This window comes from Pseudomonas sp. NPDC087639 (assembly GCF_044743385.1).
Lineage (GTDB): Bacteria > Pseudomonadota > Gammaproteobacteria > Pseudomonadales > Pseudomonadaceae > Aquipseudomonas.
This window is the reverse complement of record NZ_JBIUWI010000025.1, coordinates 35,139-51,677: the sequence shown is the minus strand read 5'-3', so window position 1 is coordinate 51,677 and position 16,539 is coordinate 35,139. Positions and strand designations below refer to the sequence as shown.

Annotated in this window: 15 protein-coding genes; 12 read left to right on the top strand and 3 right to left on the bottom strand. The window is 59.0% G+C overall.

The window, feature by feature from the left end; genetic code table 11:
- Window positions 1–237 precede the first annotated feature (237 nt).
- Window positions 238–894 carry a ribosome biogenesis GTP-binding protein YihA/YsxC gene (gene yihA, locus ACIOVB_RS13190; protein WP_401268283.1) on the bottom strand — a complete coding sequence of 219 codons (657 nt, stop codon included), beginning with the start codon at window positions 892–894 and terminating at the stop codon, window positions 238–240.
- Between the two features lie 217 nt (window positions 895–1,111).
- Here yihA and ACIOVB_RS13185 point away from each other — a divergent pair, with 217 nt between their 5' ends.
- From ACIOVB_RS13185 to ACIOVB_RS13155, 7 genes are all read left to right on the top strand, one after another.
- Window positions 1,112–1,384 carry a cytochrome c5 family protein gene (locus ACIOVB_RS13185; RefSeq protein WP_187677290.1) on the top strand — a complete coding sequence of 91 codons (273 nt, stop codon included), beginning with the start codon at window positions 1,112–1,114 and terminating at the stop codon, window positions 1,382–1,384.
- 32 nt (window positions 1,385–1,416) lie between these two features.
- Window positions 1,417–2,028 (top strand): cytochrome c, encoded by a 612-nt coding sequence (locus tag ACIOVB_RS13180; protein WP_187677289.1) that lies wholly within the window; start codon window positions 1,417–1,419, stop codon window positions 2,026–2,028.
- 200 nt (window positions 2,029–2,228) lie between these two features.
- Complete coding sequence (locus ACIOVB_RS13175) at window positions 2,229–2,870, top strand: thiol:disulfide interchange protein DsbA/DsbL (protein ID WP_401268280.1); 642 nt, start codon at window positions 2,229–2,231, stop codon at window positions 2,868–2,870.
- Window positions 2,871–2,884: 14 nt separating this feature from the next.
- Window positions 2,885–3,763: an endonuclease/exonuclease/phosphatase family protein gene (locus ACIOVB_RS13170; RefSeq protein ID WP_187677287.1), complete on the top strand. Its 879-nt coding sequence runs from the start codon at window positions 2,885–2,887 to the stop codon at window positions 3,761–3,763.
- Complete coding sequence (locus ACIOVB_RS13165) at window positions 3,760–5,832, top strand: GGDEF domain-containing protein (protein ID WP_401268276.1); 2,073 nt, start codon at window positions 3,760–3,762, stop codon at window positions 5,830–5,832. Before ACIOVB_RS13170 ends, ACIOVB_RS13165 begins: the two co-directional genes overlap by 4 nt.
- Window positions 5,833–5,933: 101 nt before the next feature.
- On the top strand, window positions 5,934–6,716 hold the full coding sequence (locus ACIOVB_RS13160; RefSeq protein ID WP_401268273.1) for an N-acetylmuramoyl-L-alanine amidase: 783 nt from the start codon (window positions 5,934–5,936) through the stop codon (window positions 6,714–6,716).
- A gap of 73 nt (window positions 6,717–6,789) precedes the next feature.
- Window positions 6,790–8,406: an EAL domain-containing protein gene (locus ACIOVB_RS13155; protein ID WP_187677284.1), complete on the top strand. Its 1,617-nt coding sequence runs from the start codon at window positions 6,790–6,792 to the stop codon at window positions 8,404–8,406.
- On the opposite strand, the gene ACIOVB_RS13150 is transcribed toward ACIOVB_RS13155, so the two are convergent.
- Both ACIOVB_RS13150 and algB read right to left on the bottom strand, forming a co-directional pair.
- Window positions 8,403–10,193, bottom strand: a complete 1,791-nt coding sequence (locus ACIOVB_RS13150) for a KinB sensor domain-containing domain (RefSeq protein WP_401268271.1) — start codon at window positions 10,191–10,193, stop codon at window positions 8,403–8,405. The genes ACIOVB_RS13155 and ACIOVB_RS13150 overlap by 4 nt on opposite strands.
- A 10-nt stretch (window positions 10,194–10,203) precedes the next feature.
- A complete protein-coding gene (algB, locus tag ACIOVB_RS13145) occupies window positions 10,204–11,550 on the bottom strand; it encodes a sigma-54-dependent response regulator transcription factor AlgB (RefSeq protein ID WP_305440665.1) in 1,347 nt (448 codons plus the stop codon).
- Window positions 11,551–11,977: 427 nt separating this feature from the next.
- Between algB and ACIOVB_RS13140 the strand changes: the two genes are divergently transcribed.
- From ACIOVB_RS13140 to ACIOVB_RS13120, 5 genes are all read left to right on the top strand, one after another.
- Complete coding sequence (locus ACIOVB_RS13140) at window positions 11,978–12,262, top strand: hypothetical protein (RefSeq protein WP_401268269.1); 285 nt, start codon at window positions 11,978–11,980, stop codon at window positions 12,260–12,262.
- Window positions 12,263–12,334: 72 nt separating this feature from the next.
- On the top strand, window positions 12,335–12,499 hold the full coding sequence (locus ACIOVB_RS13135) for a DUF1328 domain-containing protein (RefSeq protein ID WP_003177151.1): 165 nt from the start codon (window positions 12,335–12,337) through the stop codon (window positions 12,497–12,499).
- A 2-nt stretch (window positions 12,500–12,501) separates the two neighbouring features.
- Window positions 12,502–12,966 (top strand): inhibitor of vertebrate lysozyme family protein, encoded by a 465-nt coding sequence (locus ACIOVB_RS13130; RefSeq protein ID WP_187677280.1) that lies wholly within the window; start codon window positions 12,502–12,504, stop codon window positions 12,964–12,966.
- Between the two features lie 707 nt (window positions 12,967–13,673).
- A complete protein-coding gene (gene gltP, locus ACIOVB_RS13125; RefSeq protein WP_187677279.1) occupies window positions 13,674–15,005 on the top strand; it encodes a glutamate/aspartate:proton symporter GltP in 1,332 nt (443 codons plus the stop codon).
- Between the two features lie 204 nt (window positions 15,006–15,209).
- Window positions 15,210–16,439 carry a nucleoside recognition domain-containing protein gene (locus tag ACIOVB_RS13120; RefSeq protein ID WP_401268267.1) on the top strand — a complete coding sequence of 410 codons (1,230 nt, stop codon included), beginning with the start codon at window positions 15,210–15,212 and terminating at the stop codon, window positions 16,437–16,439.
- The last annotated feature ends 100 nt before the right edge of the window (window positions 16,440–16,539 follow it).

Sequence of the window (16,539 nt, the reverse complement as noted above, 5' to 3'; positions counted from 1 at the left end):
CTCGAAAAGCGCTTAGTCAGAAAAGCTCTTGGGGTTATTCCAAAGCTTTTTGAAAAAAATCTGAACTAATCTTGCAGACCACTACTCAGAGTTACTGAATGGCTGGTGAAGCCCTTCGATGCTCCTATGTTGTGTTAAGTGTTGGCAGATATCTGAACCCCGCCCTAGCGGTTCGGAACTTGAACCCCGGAACTTCTCCCTCCCCATATGAAGTCCGGGGCTTTTTTTGCCTGCGATTTACTCAGCAGGCAGCTCTCCAGGCAATTCTGAGCCCTTGTCAGCCAGTTCCATCCAGCCTGCCAATACAGTGTAGGCGTCTTCCAGCCCCATGCGTTTCGGCGCGGAGAACAGCTGGATCGTCACCAGATCACCCCACCCCTTGCGAATTTCCGACTGCACTTTGAGCAGCGTGTTCTTGGCTGCGCCATAAGTCAGCTTGTCCGCTTTGGTCAGCAGGATGTGCATCGGCATGCCGGCCGCAACGGCCCAGTCGAGCATCAGCAGGTCGAAGTCGGTCATTGGATGACGGATGTCCATCATCAGAATCAACCCCTTCAAACTCTCGCGGCCACCGAGGTAAGCCTCAAGGTGACGCTGCCAGTGCATCTTCAGCGGGATCGGTACTTTTGCATAACCGTAGCCCGGCAGGTCGACCAGACGCCGATCATCGTCTAGCTTGAAGAAGTTCAACAGCTGTGTGCGACCCGGGGTTTTCGAGGTCCGCGCCAGGCTGGCGTGAGTCAGGGTGTTCAGGGCGCTGGATTTGCCGGCGTTGGAACGACCGGCGAAGGCCACTTCAAAGCCTTCGTCGTCGGGACACTGATCGACTTTGGCCGCGCTGAGCATAAACGTGGACTGTTGGCACAGGCCGAGGATGGGATTTTTGAGCTGCATGGGATTTCCGATGTGGGCGGCGCCGGGAATGGGCGCGGAACGCGGTGTCGCTTCCGTTTCAGTGACGCCAGTATATAATGCCGCAGATTTTGTGTGTGCTTTGTCCCAGCGAAGGATGAAGTACACGAGAGCGACAGACCTTGATTGCGCATTAGAACGCAAAACGCTCTCAACCCTGAAAAGGTCGTTTCAATGGCTGCTGGCTACCGGAGTCTTGATGCCGCTTTACAGCGCACAGGCTACACAGGATCCGGAAGCCGTGTACAACCGTGTTTGTAGTGCCTGTCATTCCGGCCAACTGCCCATGGCGCCCGAAAGAGGCGATGAGGCAGCCTGGACGCCGAGGTTGGCGAAGGGTATGGGGACGCTGGTACGACACGTGACCCAGGGTTTCAAGGCGATGCCGCCGCGTGGTTTGTGCATGGACTGCAGTGCCGAGGATTACCAGGCCATCATCCTTTGGATGAGCGCGAGTAAGCCCGGTCCATAACTCTTAACCCTTAGCCGTAGTTGGATTAGCTGATGAACAAATTGATCGTGAGTCTGCTGTTGACCGTGGGAATCTCAGGTTTCGCCCATGCTGCAGGTGATGCAGCAGCCGGCCAGGCAAAAGTTGCCGTATGCGGAGCCTGTCATGGCCCGGACGGGAACAGCATGGCGCCAAATTTTCCAAAACTGGCCGGCCAGGGTGAACGCTACCTGACCAAGCAACTGCACGATATCAAGTCGGGCAAACGCGTCGTTCTGGAAATGACCGGGCTGTTGACCAACCTGAGCGATCAGGATCTGGCTGACATGGCCGCGTACTTCGCCAGCCAGAAAGGCAGCGTCGGCGCCGCCGATCCGAAGCTGGTCGCACGCGGTGAAGCGCTGTTCCGGGGCGGCAACCTGACCAAGGGTCTGCCAGCCTGTACAGGTTGCCATTCGCCGAACGGTACCGGCAACGCCGCCGCCGGTTTCCCGCATCTGGGTGGCCAACACGCTCAATACATCGCCAAACAGCTGACCGATTTCCGCAAGGAAGAAGGCGGCCGCACCAACGACGGCGACACCATGACCATGCAGACCATCGCCAAACGCCTGAGCGACGAAGACATTGCAGCGGTCTCCAGTTACATTCAAGGTCTGCACTAAGGGCCCCGGATCAAGCGTTTCAGGCGATGGACATCTCTTGCAACGTTAACGCTCGATTAATCCGTCGCAGCAAGTATAAAAAGGGTGGCTTTGGCCGCCCTTTTTTGTGGCCGCTGCCGTTACACTACAGAACTCATGCCCGCCAGGACCTGTCTGAAAACAGGTCGCGCGAGGCGACCAAAATTGTCCAGGAGTAAAGCATGCGTAATCTGATCATCAGCGCCGCCCTCGTCGCTGCCAGCCTGTTCGGCGTGACCGCCCAGGCCGCTGAAGCCCCTGCCGCACCTTATGTTGAACTGGCTAACCCGGTGCCAGTGGCAGAGCCTGGCAAGATCGAAGTGGTCGAGCTGTTCTGGTACGGCTGCCCGCACTGCTACGCCTTTGAGCCGGTGATCAACCCATGGGTCGAAAAACTGCCTAAAGATGTGAATTTCGTGCGCATTCCTGCCATGTTCGGCGGCCCTTGGGACGCTCACGGCCAGATGTTCCTGACGCTGGAAGCCATGGGTGTGGAGCACAAGGTTCACGCTGCTGTGTTCGAAGCCATCCAGAAACAACACAAAAAGCTGGTTACTCCAGAAGAGATGGCTGACTTCCTCGCCACCCAAGGCGTCGACAAGGACAAGTTCCTGGCCACGTTCAACTCTTTCGCCATCAAGGGCCAGATTGTAAAAGCCAAAGAACTGGCCAAGAAGTATGAAATCACTGGCGTTCCAACCATGATCGTAAACGGCAAGTACCGCTTCGATATCGGCTCCGCCGGCGGTGCCGAACAGGCTCTGAAACTGGCCGACCAACTGGTCGCCAAAGAGCGCGCGACCAACAAGGCTGCTGCCAACTAAGCGCGGCAACCGCCATGCGCCGCTGGAAGACCGAACGCACCGTTGGCCTGCATGATCCGCAGGTCAACGAGCATCACCTGGCGTCTACGGGCCTGCCAGCAGACCAGCGTCTGCGCTTGCTCAGCTTCAACATCCAGGTCGGTATCAGCACCGAGCGTTATCGACATTACCTGACGCGCAGCTGGCAGCATTTGCTGCCGCACACCGGGCGCTCAGGCAATTTGCAGAAGATTGGCGACCTGCTCGGCGACTTCGATCTGGTCGCCCTGCAGGAAGCCGACGGCGGCAGCCTGCGCTCAGGCTATGTCAATCAAGTCGAACACCTGGCTCACCTCGGAGCCTTCCCCTACTGGTATCAACAGCTCAATCGCAACCTCGGTCGACTGGCCCAGCACAGCAACGGCGTGCTCAGTCGTCTGCGCCCGTGGGCGATTGAAGATCACCCGCTGCCCGGCCCGAAAGGTCGCGGGGCAATTCTGCTGCGCTTCGGCGAAGGCCCGGAAGCACTAGTGGTGGTGATGATGCACCTGGCCCTCGGCGCACGCGTGCGCAGCCTGCAGCTGGCTTATATTCGTGACCTGATCAGTGGCTATAAACATCAAGTGTTGATGGGCGACATGAACACCCATGCCAGCGATCTGCTACAGCATTCTCCGTTACGCGATCTCGGCTTGCTGGCCCCGCAAGTGGAAGCGACATTCCCCAGCTGGCGCCCTCAGCGCTGCCTTGATCATATTTTGCTCAGCCCGACCCTGACACTGGAAAAGGTCGAAGTGCTGGCCCAACCCATTTCCGATCACCTGCCGGTCGCGGTAGAGATTCGTCTGCCGGGTTCGCTCACGGCCGATGCATTACCCGCGTTGAGCACTGCCCCTCGCGGAACCCCTGAATGAGCGACGACGCCCAGCGCTGGAAAGAGAAGTACCTCAAAAGCATCGAACAACAGGACAAGCTCGAACGTCGCTGGGCCGCACGGCTCGACTTGCTTCGCCGAGGCCTGGTGCGCAGCACGCTGGCGGCCGAAGGCACCGACCGCGTGGTTGATCAATGCATGAAAGAGATGCGCGAAGTAGTGCGCACCGACGACATGGACGCCGGCCTCGCCGCCCTGTTGCCACGCCTGGAAAAAGCCGTGCTCGATTCCGAGCAGCGCCGCGAGACCCGCATTGATCAGGTCAGCACTGCGCTGACTTCGCTGGTGGCACAATTGCAGGCGTTGCCACTGCCGCGGGAGGTCGCCCAGCCACTGAAGAAGTTTGCCAAGCAACTGGATGGTCGCGTCGGACAAGCGCGGGAAATGCCGCTATTGCTGAGTGAACTGAGCGGTTTGCAGGGCAAGGCGTTGAGTCAGTTGGAGACGCCGGCAGAGCCAGGACGCCCGGGGTTGTTGCAGCGGCTGTTTGGCACTCGTGAAAGTGAGGAGGCGACGACTCCGGTTGCTCCTGCGCCTGAGCCGGCCGCCCCCGTCGAGCAACCGCACGCCGCGCCTGAACCTGAATCCGAACCGGTGCAAGCCGCCCCTGCCACCATCGCTACGCCAGCAGTGGTCGCTCCGGCGATCAAGGAAGCTGCGCCCGTTGCAGCCATCGAGGCGACAAACGCTGCGGCGCAGCTTCAAGCCGAACCCGACGTAGTCGCTTTCGTTCCGCCCAAGGTCTTCTCCGAATCGGTCATCGCTCCGACGGAAGCAGAAGCCATCGAGCCAGCGGTTACAGCACCAGCTCCCGTTCCGGCACCGGCTCCAGTGCCACCCGCCGCCTTCAACCCCGACGAGTTGATTCATCCTGGCGATCCAGCACCGCTGATCCTCGACAGCCTGCCCCTGCCCGAACCTATTGCTCAGGCACTGGCTGCCATCGACCCGGAGCAAGCCGAGCACGACATTCTTTTCGCCTTGCCGGATTCCCCGGAGCCGTCCTATAGCTCCGTGGCCAAACACATCGAGGACACGCTGATCGGTCTGCTCGACGACCTGACGCTGCCAGAACGCCACCGTCCGCAAGCAGAGGCCATGCGCGAACGGCTGAAACACGGCTTGAACTGGTACGAACTGATCCCGATCCTCGACGATCTCGCAACATTGATGCTGGCCATCACCGACAGCGGCCAGCACGAATTCGAAGCCTACTTGCAGCAACTAAACGAACGCCTCGAAGCGTTTCAGAGCAACCTGCAAGCCGCCAGCGAAGGCCATGCCGACAACAGCTCGGCAGCGCGGGCGATGGACACGCAGATCCGCGAGCAAGTCGACGGTTTGCAGACCAGCGTGCAGGAAGCAGCGGATCTGGATGACCTCAAGCAGGTGCTGGAGAACCATCTGGAAGGCTTGCTCGGCACCATGGATCAACACCAGAAACAGCGCGACGCCCGTGAGCAGGAAGTGGCGGCGCGGCTCAAAGGTCTGTCCGAACGCGTGGCGCACATGGAGCAAGAGGCACAGGGCTTCCGCGAGCACCTTGAAGAACAGCGCCAGAAGGCCCTCATCGACCCGCTCACCGGCCTGCCAAACCGCGCGGCCTGGAGCGAACGGCTTGAGCATGAGATCAAGCAATGGCAGCAACACGGCAACACCCTGAGCCTGGCGATGCTCGACCTTGATCACTTCAAACGGATCAATGACAACTATGGCCACCTGGCTGGCGACAAAGTGCTGAAGATCATCGCCACCGTGCTGCGCAAACGCCTGCGCGGGTCAGATTTCATTGCCCGTTTCGGCGGCGAAGAGTTCGTCCTGCTGCTACCGGCAACCCCGCCAGCGGTCGGAGCGAAACTGCTGGAAACCCTGCGTGCGGCGATCGAAGCCTGCCCGTTCCACTTCAAAGGCGAACGGGTGACGATCACGATTTCCATGGGCCTGGCGACGTTCAGATCGGGAGAACACAGTGATCTGGTGTTGAAAAGAGCCGATCAGGCGCTTTATCGCGCAAAAAATGCAGGGCGCAATCGCGTCGAGCTAGGCTGAGCAAATTGTTCCATTTTGTTTAAATCCGCCCGCTGACCGTCTTCACGCAAGGCAGTACGTTACACTGTTGCATTACTGTCTTGTGTGTACTGCCTTCTGCCATGAAATTCTTTGCCCTCCTCGCGTCTCTTCTTGTTCTGGCCGGTTGCGCCAGCGGTCCGCGTTATGACACCAGCCATCCCTCAGTCAATTACGACAGCCGCATCCAGTTCGTGGTCGTGCATTACACCTCGACTTCGCTGGAGCGTTCGCTGCAACTGTTGACCCATGGTGAAGTCAGCAGCCATTACCTGATCGGCGACGACAAGAGCGCCACCGTCTACAAGTTGATGGACGAAAACCAGCGCGCCTGGCATGCCGGTGAAAGCCAGTGGCAGGGCCGCACGTGGCTGAACTCAAGCTCGATCGGCATCGAAATCGTCAACCCCGGCTTCAAGGACACCCCGACCGGGCGCCTTTGGTATCCGTACAGCGAGGCGCAGATTCAATCGCTGATCGTCCTGCTCAAGGACATCAGCAAGCGCAACGGCATCAGCCCACGGCACATCATTGGTCACAGCGACATCGCTCCATTGCGCAAGCTTGATCCGGGCCCGCTGTTCCCGTGGAAGCGTCTCGCCGCCGAAGGCTTGGGCATATGGCCCAACGAGCAAGCCGTGGCACGCCAGCAAACGCTGTTCAACAACAGCGAACTGCCGAGTATCAGTTGGTTCCAGGGGCAATTGGCGCGTCTTGGTTACGACACGCCGCAGACCGGCGAACTGGACGTCGCAACGCGCCACGTCCTCGCGGCCTTTCAGATGCACTTCCGCCCTTCGCGCTTCGACGGTACGCCGGACGCGCAAACGGCAGCGCTGCTGCTGGTACTCAATCAGACAAAATAATGACGCCCGCCCGACGGTCAGGGCGAAATTGCAATCAGCAGCTATAACTCATTGGTAATTCTTCGGATATTCCATGATGGTTGCTACCCGAGAGACGCTGCGTAGCTGGTTTTATCGCCCTTGGTTTTTGGCGATGATCGCGGCTGTCCTCAGTACCAGCCTGTTGATCGCCGGCGGGATGTTCTTGGCAATGCGTCAGGTCGAGCAAAGTGAAAGCCAGGAAATGAACGCTCAGGGCGAGCGTTTCCTCGCCCGTCTCGAGCAGCTGTTCGGCCAATTGCGCGAAAGTCTTGATGACCTCGAAGCCCAGCCTTTGCGCAGTTGCGATGACGAAATGATCGCCACGCTGCAGCAGGTCACCTTTAACTATCGCTTTGTCTATGAAGCGGCCTACATGGACGCCTCGCGGATCTGTTCCAACCGCCCTCGTCAGGAAGGCTTGTCGGTGGTCCGCGCACCGGACATCAGAGGCCCGACCTACAGCTATTGGCTGAACACCACCACCGAACCCGATGAAAACCGCGCCGCGCTGATGCTCGGCCGCGGCAATTTTCGCGTGGCCACCTCGCGCGGGCATTTGACCGACATGGTCGACCTGTCACCCGGCAGCAGCCTGTTAGTGGTGCTGGATCATGGCACCCGCGCGATTCCGGTGCTGGGCAAGGCGCAGGCATGGCCACCGACCGAACACTGGCCGCCGAAAAGCCAGGACGCCTTGCAAGTCACCCAGACGCGACTGATCTATCGCATGCCCACCGCCACCCCGGAATACCAACTGGTACTGATCACGCCGCGCACCGGCATGCACATTCCCGCTATCTGGTGGTGGATGATTCCGGCCTGTCTGTTGCTCGGCGCGTTCGTCGGCTTCTTCGTGTTTTTACTGGTGCGCCAGCGTCAGTCATTGGACGCCGAGCTGCACGGCGCCATCCGCCGTGGCGAATTGCAGGTGCTCTATCAACCGATCTTCGACCTCGACACTCGCAACTGCGTAGGTGCCGAGGCCCTGCTGCGCTGGCGCCGTCCGGACGGCACGCTGACCAGCCCCGACCTGTTCATTCCACTGGCAGAAAACACCGGGCAGATCCGGCAGATGACCGACTTCGTTCTCCAACGCTTGCTGGAGCAATTGGGGCCGGTGCTGCGTGCCAACCCGCAGTTGTATATCTCGGTCAACCTCGCTGCCTGTGACGTGATGGTGCCGCGCATCGGCCAGGTCATGGCGCGTCTGCTGACCCTGCACAGAGTGGCGGCCAAGCAGATTGCGTTCGAAGTCACCGAACGTGGCCTGATTGATGTGGTGGTGGCGAAGGAAAACCTGCAAGCATTGCGAGATGTCGGCCATCAGGTATTGATCGACGACTTCGGCACGGGATATTGCAGCCTCGCCTACCTGCAAACACTGCCGGTGGACTGCCTGAAAATCGACAAGGCGTTCATCGACGCACTCGGCCATGACGCTGCCAGCAGCGGCGTCGCGCCACACATCATTCATATGGCGCAGGCGCTGGATTTGAAGGTGATTGCCGAAGGAATCGAACTCGAATCACAAGCCCAATTGCTCAGCAGCGAGGGCGTGAAGTTCGGTCAGGGCTGGCTGTTTGCGCACGCCCTGAGCGCGGTACAGTTCATTGAACTGATCACCCGTGGGCGACGGCTCGCCGGTCGCCGAATGGATGACGAAGCTTAAACGGCCAACGCCATATAGAACTGAGTCCCCTGCCCCGGCCGCGAATAAACCCCCATCCGTCCGCCATGCAGCTGGACGATTTCCTTGCACAGCGCCAGCCCAAGCCCGGCGCCACCCTTCTTGCGTCCAACCTGGACGAACGGCTCGAAAATTCGTCCTTGCTGGCCATAGGCAATGCCTTCGCCGTTGTCTTCGACGCTGATGATCACCCGCTCGCCGTGGCGACGCGCCTGCAAGCGAATCTGACCGTCGCGGGCGGTGTGGCGCAGGGCGTTATCGATCAGGTTGTCGAGCACTCGATCCAGTTGCGCTTGATCCGCCTGCAAGCGCGGCAGCGGGCCCTGTACCTCTACCATCAATGCGATGCCTTTTTCCGCGGCCGTGTCGGCAAAGCGCAGTTGCGCCTGCTCCAGCAAATCTTCGATGGAGCACGGTGCCAGTGTCAGTTTCTGCAAGCCATTCTGGTAGCGCGAGAAGTTGAGCAAGTCGTTGATCAACTGCATCAAGCGCTGCATCTCTTCGTTGACGGTGTCGAGCAGGTCCGCCTCACGAGAATCCGCCGCAAACTTCGCCCGCTCACGGAACAGGCCGAACGCCATGTGCATACCCGTGACGGGCGTGCGCAGCTCATGGGAGGCACGTAATACGAATTCGCTGCGCACCCGCTCGAAGGCACGCTGCTCAGTGACATCGTGCAGCACCATCACCGCCCCCAGAATATGACCCTGGGTATGGCTCACCGGGGTCAGGCTGTAAGTCAGCAGGCGAGATTCGCCGTCGACCTCAATGCTCAAATCTTCCGGCGCTCGTTCGAGGGTGCCGCCGCGCAACACCAGTTGCAGTTGCGCATCCAGCTCAGGTCGCCCAAGTGCGCTGCCCAGGCCTTGCCCGAGACGGTCATCGTCCCAGCCCAACTGGCGCTGGGCGACCGGGTTGAGATGCTCCAAGTGGCCATCGCGGTCGATCATCAGCAAGCCGTCATCGATGCTGTCGAGCACGGCCTGTAAGCGTTGTTGACCGGCCATCAACTCATCGACGTTAGTCGCCTGATGCTCACGCAACGCTTCGGCCATCAGCCCGAACCGCTTGGTCAGCAGATTCATTTCCATCGCTGAGGAAATCGGCAGGGTCACTTCAAAGTTGCCTTGGCCGATATTGTCCGCCGCCCGCGCCAGCGCCTCGATCGGTGCGCCGAAACGCCGGGCAATGCCTTGGGCCGTGACGAAACCGATGATCAACACCGCCAGCCCCACAAGCCCAAGCAGGCCGGCGACCAACAGCGCCCGCTCGCGGGCATCTCGCTGGACGGCGTTGATATTGTCGAGCGCATGCTTGTGCTCGGCGATCAGTCCGTTGCGCAAGGTATTGAAGCGCTCGCGGAAGTCCGCATTGCTCATCATCGTCTTGGCAGGGTCACGGGACAGGTCGAACGCCTGCAGGAAATTCAGATAATCTTTTTTGGCCTGACTGAAACCATACAACTGACCATCGCCCTCCTTTTCCTGGGCGATGCCTTCGTCAAGCAACTGGAAATAATGCTGCCTGGACGCTTCGAACGCCACGGGATCAGGCTTTTCCGCCAGCATGATGATCAGTTGATCACCCAGCGTCTGCCGCAGCTTGAGGCCCAGATCAAGGGTGGCGAAGTTACTGCGCACCCGCTCTTCCTGAGTTCCAGCCATCTGCATCACGCTGACCAGCCCGAGCAACAGCCCGAGCAAAGCCACGGTGATCAGTGCGGAAATGCTCAGGAACAAGCGGGTCCGCAACTTCATCGCCAGTTTCATCGTCGGGCGCTCACAGGTTGTACTGCTTGCGCTTGCGATACAGGGTCGAGGCATCAATGCCGAGGGTTTTCGCCGCTTGATCCAGCGTGCCAGCGGTGGCCAGAACGGCGCCGATATGCGCTTTTTCCAACTCGTCCAGGCTCAGCGCCGCGCCGACCCTTGGCGCATTGCTGGCTGGTTGCTCGGCCATGCCCAAATGGCTGATTTCCACGCGCTCCTGCGGGCAGATGATGCTTGCGCGCTCAACCACGTTGCGCAACTCGCGGATGTTGCCCGGCCAGCGATAACCGAGCAGCGCCTCACGGGCTTCGTCGCTGAACCCCCGCGCCGGACGTGCGTACTCTTTAACGAAGCGGGCAAGAAAGCGGTCGGCCAGGGTCAAAATGTCTTCGCTGCGCTCGCGCAACGGCGGCAAGTGCAAGGTGATGACGTTGAGGCGATAGAGCAGGTCTTCACGGAAACGCCCGTCGCGCACCATGTCCTCTAGATTGAGGTTGGTCGCCGCCAAAATCCGCACGTCGGCGCGGCGGGTCACCGGGTCGCCTACCCGCTCGTATTCCTTGTCCTGAATGAAGCGCAGCAACTTGGGTTGCAACGTCAGGGGAAAATCGCCGATCTCGTCGAGAAACAGCGTACCGCCGTCGGCCTGATTGACGCGCCCCAAAGTACTTTCGCTGGCACCGGTAAACGCACCGCGACTGTGACCGAACAGCTCACTTTCCATCAGTTCGGCGGTCAGCGACGGGCAATTGATGGTCACGCAGGATTTCTTCTCGCGCTTGCTCCAGCCGTGAATCGCCCGGGCCAGTTCACCTTTACCGGTGCCGGACTCGCCGAGAATAAGAATGTTGGCGTCAGTGCTCGCCACCTGCCGCGCAGTCTCCAGCACGACTTTCATCGCCGGGCTGTGAGAATCGAGGCCGTCCTTCGGCTTGCGGATTTCGCCTTCGAGGGCTTCAAGACGTGCCGAGAGTTGGCGCACTTCCAGTTGCTTGGCGGTCGCCAGGCGCAATTGATCCGGGCTGCACGGCTTGACCAGATAGTCGGCGGCGCCAGCCTGAATGGCATCCACCGCGGTATCGACAGCCGAATGCGCGGTGACGATCACCACGCGCATCCACGGCGCCTGAATGCGCATTTGCGCCAGCACATCGAGGCCGTTGTCTTCGCCCAAGCGCAAATCAAGGAAGCACAGATCAAAGACCTGGCGTTGCAGCAGTGCGTCGGCCTGGGCCGCGCTGTTGGCAGTGGCGACCGTATAGCCTTCATCTTCGAGGCAATAACGGAAGGTTCGCAGGATGGCGGATTCGTCGTCCACCAGCAGAATGCGGCCTTGATGCTCAGTGGCAGATTCCATTTTTCCTACGCTCCATAGTGATTGGTCTTGGGTTAGTCCCGGAAAAATCGGGCAAGTTGCATGGTTGATTCTGAACGATGCCAGCCATAGGAGGGTAGCTCTCTCCTGCCTTTACGGCTAATACACTGATTTTGTTGATTTTTTAAACAATCATCGATTTGCAGGGGATTCCCTGCGTACTTTTCTGACATCCGCGCCCTGCTCTCAATTCCATAAGAATGAAATCTCCTACGAAATAATCGTGCATTGCGCACGATCCTAGGAGCCCCATCGTGCAGGATGCGTCGTAATTCATTTTTATAGCACTCACAACCAATTGATTTTATTGAATATTTTCCAAATAAAAAATTGGCATGCAGCCTGCAATATATCTTTTAGCCCGGGCAGATCAGAACTGCCCCAACCGAATAAGAGTGAGGAACCCAGGATGACTCGCCAACGTGCCGCCCAAGTGCGTATCTCGCCACTGCATATCCAGCAAGGCCTGTTCGGCGTTCTTGCCCTGTTGATCACCCTGATCGCTTGCCAGCAATACCTGAGCTGGGAAAACAGCCAGAAGGCTGAGCCGCTGATCTCGATGCAACACAGCACGCAGAAGCACTTCAGTGCCGTCAGCAATAGCCAGGCAGAGAGCGCCTCGATGCGCATGATGGATGTTGATCAGGCGCAGCCAATGGATCAGATGCCACGTGAAGAGCGCTGGGTTTTCTAACTGTTAAACAGATTCGGGCGCGATGCGCCGGAACACGCCACACCCCTAAATAGAGAAGTAAGGAGAATCACCATGTTGAGCTGGGCAATTACATTCTTGATCATTGCCATCATCGCTGCAGTACTGGGCTTCGGTGGTATCGCGGGCACCGCCACGGGTATCGCCAAGATTCTCTTTGTCGTGTTCCTGGTGATGTTCATCGCTTCCTTCTTCTTTGGCCGTCGCGGCCGAGGTTAACGATGATTGCGTTAAAGACATTGGCAGCCGCCCTGCTTCTGGGCGGTAGTGCCATGGCGATGGCGGCCAACGACGGCCAGACGCGAGTCAACGAACTCTTGAGTTCCGACCCGCAATACCGGGAAACCTGGGAAGGCGTGGTAAAGAAGGAAGAACGCCTGCCGGAATGGGTGATGAACCTGTCCGGCACGCCTGACCAGCAAATGAATGCCGTGACTGAAGATGGCGACCAGTATCTGGTTGGGCCGCTCTGTGAAAATGCAGACAAATGCCTGAACCACCGCTTGATCGTAGCTTTCAGTTTCGACAAGAAAGATGCCTACGCCATGCTCGTCGATGTGCCCGAAGGTCTGCCGGCTGACAAGTCGCCAACGCGACATGCCACCTACCGCTTCCTCGGCAAACCCGACCAGGGCATGCAGGATCTTTTGATGGAAACGCTGAAGAAAGATCCGAAGTGGTATTGATGCGAGTTTGAACATGAGGGCAGCCCCCCCGCTGCCCTCCATTGTGCCCACCCGAGGAAGGCCGGCGCATGACCAAGGGGCCGGGACGTTCTGACTGTTACAGGGTCGGAGTGACCTACGGGTACAGGGAGTGCCTGCGCAAGGGCCGGGTCAGGGTAAAAGCTGCGTCGCAGGTTCGCCGATCCACAGTGGCTCGACGGACTTGCGCTGAGCTTTCAATCAGGCAGAACATTGATCTAGAGCGTCCTGCTCATCCTTTTATCGCTCACACTGCGCGCGAAAACATTTCGCGGTGTTTCCTGGCGACCGTATATCGCGAAAACATGTTTCCAACCAGTAGGACTTCTAGTCTCGAAATGTAGGCTTTTTCCGAAAATTTCCGTCGAAATTACTCGTTCAAAAAACAACCAATCTGCGCTGTGATGGCCGGTTCACGGCACTTATGCCGGCTGAAATGTCGCAATCGAACCGGTTGGGACGCCAGTTTCGTTAAAAAAAGCTCATGCCGATTCGGCATAGGGTAGGCGTTTACGGCATTAGACGGCGCAACCTTGCATCGGAATAGTTGCGCCTTTTTTCGCCTGCCGAAGAGCCGTAAACACGCGCTTTGGGGCACCTTATACGGAGGCAGATGCACAGACTTTTCCGCTAAAAAGCGTTCCAGTTCCTGCATCTGCCTGAGTCAAACGCAAGTAAGGGTAAAGATAATGAAGAAGGCAAAACTCAGCCTCGCCTGGCAGATCCTCATCGGTCTGGTTCTAGGGATTGCAATTGGTGCGTTGCTCAACCATTTCAGTGCCGAGAAGGCCTGGTGGATCAGCAACGTCCTGCAACCGGCAGGCGATATCTTTATCCGTCTGATCAAGATGATCGTGATCCCGATCGTCATCTCCTCCCTGATCGTCGGCATCGCTGGCGTGGGCGACGCCAAGAAGCTCGGGCGTATCGGCCTGAAGACGATCATCTATTTCGAAATCGTCACCACCATCGCCATTATTGTTGGCCTGGTTCTGGCGAACGTGTTCCATCCGGGTGCCGGCATCGACATGAGCACGCTGGGTACAGTGGATATTTCCAAGTACCAGGCGACCGCCGCCGAAGTGCAGCATGAACACGCGTTCATCGAGACCATCCTCAACCTGATCCCGTCGAACATCTTCGCGGCCATGGCTCGCGGCGAAATGCTGCCGATCATCTTCTTCTCCGTGCTGTTCGGTCTCGGTCTGTCGAGCCTGCAGTCGGATCTGCGCGAGCCGCTGGTGAAGATGTTCCAGGGCGTCTCGGAAAGCATGTTCAAAGTCACCCACATGATCATGAACTACGCCCCGATCGGCGTATTCGCACTGATCGCGGTGACTGTCGCCAACTTCGGCTTCGCCTCGCTGCTGCCGCTGGCCAAACTGGTGATCCTGGTTTACGTCGCCATCGCCTTCTTCGCCTTTGTGGTGCTGGGCCTGATCGCCAAGCTGTTCGGTTTCTCGGTGATCAAGCTGATGCGCATCTTCAAGGATGAGCTGGTGCTGGCTTACTCCACCGCTTCCTCGGAAACCGTGCTGCCGCGCGTGATCGAGAAGATGGAAGCCTACGGTGCGCCGAAAGCCATCTGTAGCTTCGTGGTGCCGACCGGTTACTCGTTCAACCTTGACGGTTCGACCCTGTACCAGTCCATCGCCGCCATCTTCATTGCCCAGCTGTACGGCATCGACCTGTCGATCAGCCAGCAACTGCTGCTGGTGCTGACCCTGATGGTCACCTCCAAAGGCATCGCCGGTGTACCGGGCGTGTCCTTCGTGGTGCTGCTGGCCACTCTGGGCAGCGTTGGTATCCCGCTGGAAGGTCTGGCATTCATCGCCGGTGTCGACCGCATCATGGACATGGCGCGTACCGCCCTGAACGTGATCGGTAACGCCTTGGCCGTACTGGTTATCGCGCGCTGGGAAGGCATGTACGACGACGCCAAGGGCGAGCGCTACTGGAACTCCCTGCCGCACTGGCGCAGCAAGGAAAAACTGCCGGCCGGCGAAATTTCCAAGCAGTAATCCAAGACCCTGTGGGAGCTGGCTTGCCAGCGATGAGGCCAGCACATTCAACATCTTTGTTGACTGACACACCGCCATCGCGGGCAAGCCCGCTCCCACAGGGATCACCGCCAGCCGTTATAAACAAACCCCGGACAAAATCCGGGGTTTGTCGTTTCTGGCGACCCCGCTATCATTCGCCGCATCTTCCGGGGGATTTGACTGATGCTTAATGGCCTGTGGCTTGGCTTCTTTGTCGTGGCAGCAATTTCTGCGCTGGTGCAGTGGCTGATCGGCGGTAACGCCGGGATTTTTGCGGCGATGGTGGAAAGCATTTTTGCCATGGCCAAGCTGTCGGTCGAGGTCATGGTGCTGCTGTTCGGCACCCTCACCTTGTGGCTGGGCTTTCTGCGCATTGCCGAGAAGGCCGGGATCGTCGACTGGCTGGCCAAGGTGTTGGGCCCGCTGTTTCTTCGCCTGATGCCGGAAGTCCCACCCGGTCACCCTGCCCTTGGCCTGATCACCCTGAACTTCGCCGCCAACGGACTTGGCCTGGACAACGCCGCCACGCCGATCGGCCTGAAAGCCATGAAGGCGTTGCAGGAACTCAACCCCAGCGCCACCATCGCCAGCAACGCGCAGATCCTGTTTCTGGTACTCAACGCCTCCTCCCTGACCCTGCTGCCGGTGACGATCTTCATGTACCGCGCCCAGCAAGGGGCGCCGGATCCGACCCTGGTGTTTCTGCCGATCCTGCTGGCAACCAGTTGCTCGACCATCGTCGGTTTCCTCTCGGTGGCATTCATGCAGCGTCTGCGGGTCTGGGACCCGGTGGTGCTGGCCTATCTGATTCCCGGCGCGCTGATCCTCGGTGGCTTCATGGCGCTGCTGGCGACGATGTCGGCCACCGCATTGGCGGGTCTTTCGTCGATCCTCGGCAATCTCACGTTGTTCGGGCTGATCATGCTGTTTCTGGTGATCGGCGCCTTGCGCAAGGTGAAGGTTTACGAAGCATTCGTCGAGGGTGCGAAAGAGGGCTTCGACGTCGCCAAAAACCTGCTGCCGTATCTGGTCGCAATGCTCTGTGCCATTGGCGTGCTACGCGCCTCCGGGGCACTGGATTTTGGTCTGGACGGGATTCGCCATCTGGTCGAATGGGCCGGTTGGGACACGCGGTTTGTCGATGCGCTGCCGACGGCGATGGTCAAACCATTCTCCGGCAGCGCTGCGCGGGCGATGCTGATTGAAACGATGAAAACCTCCGGCGTCGACAGCTTCCCGGCGCTGGTGGCGGCGACGATTCAGGGCAGTACCGAGACCACGTTCTATGTGCTGGCCGTTTACTTTGGAGCAGTGGGGATTCAGCGGGCGCGGCATGCGGTGGGGTGTGCGTTGCTGGCGGAGTTGGCGGGCGTGATTGGCGCGATTGGCGTGTGCTACTGGTTCTTCGGCTGATCACAGATCAAAACTGTAGGAGTGAGCCTGCTCGCGATAGCTTGCTGACAGGCACTAATGATGGTGACTGACAAACCGCCATCGCCAGCAGGCTGGCTCC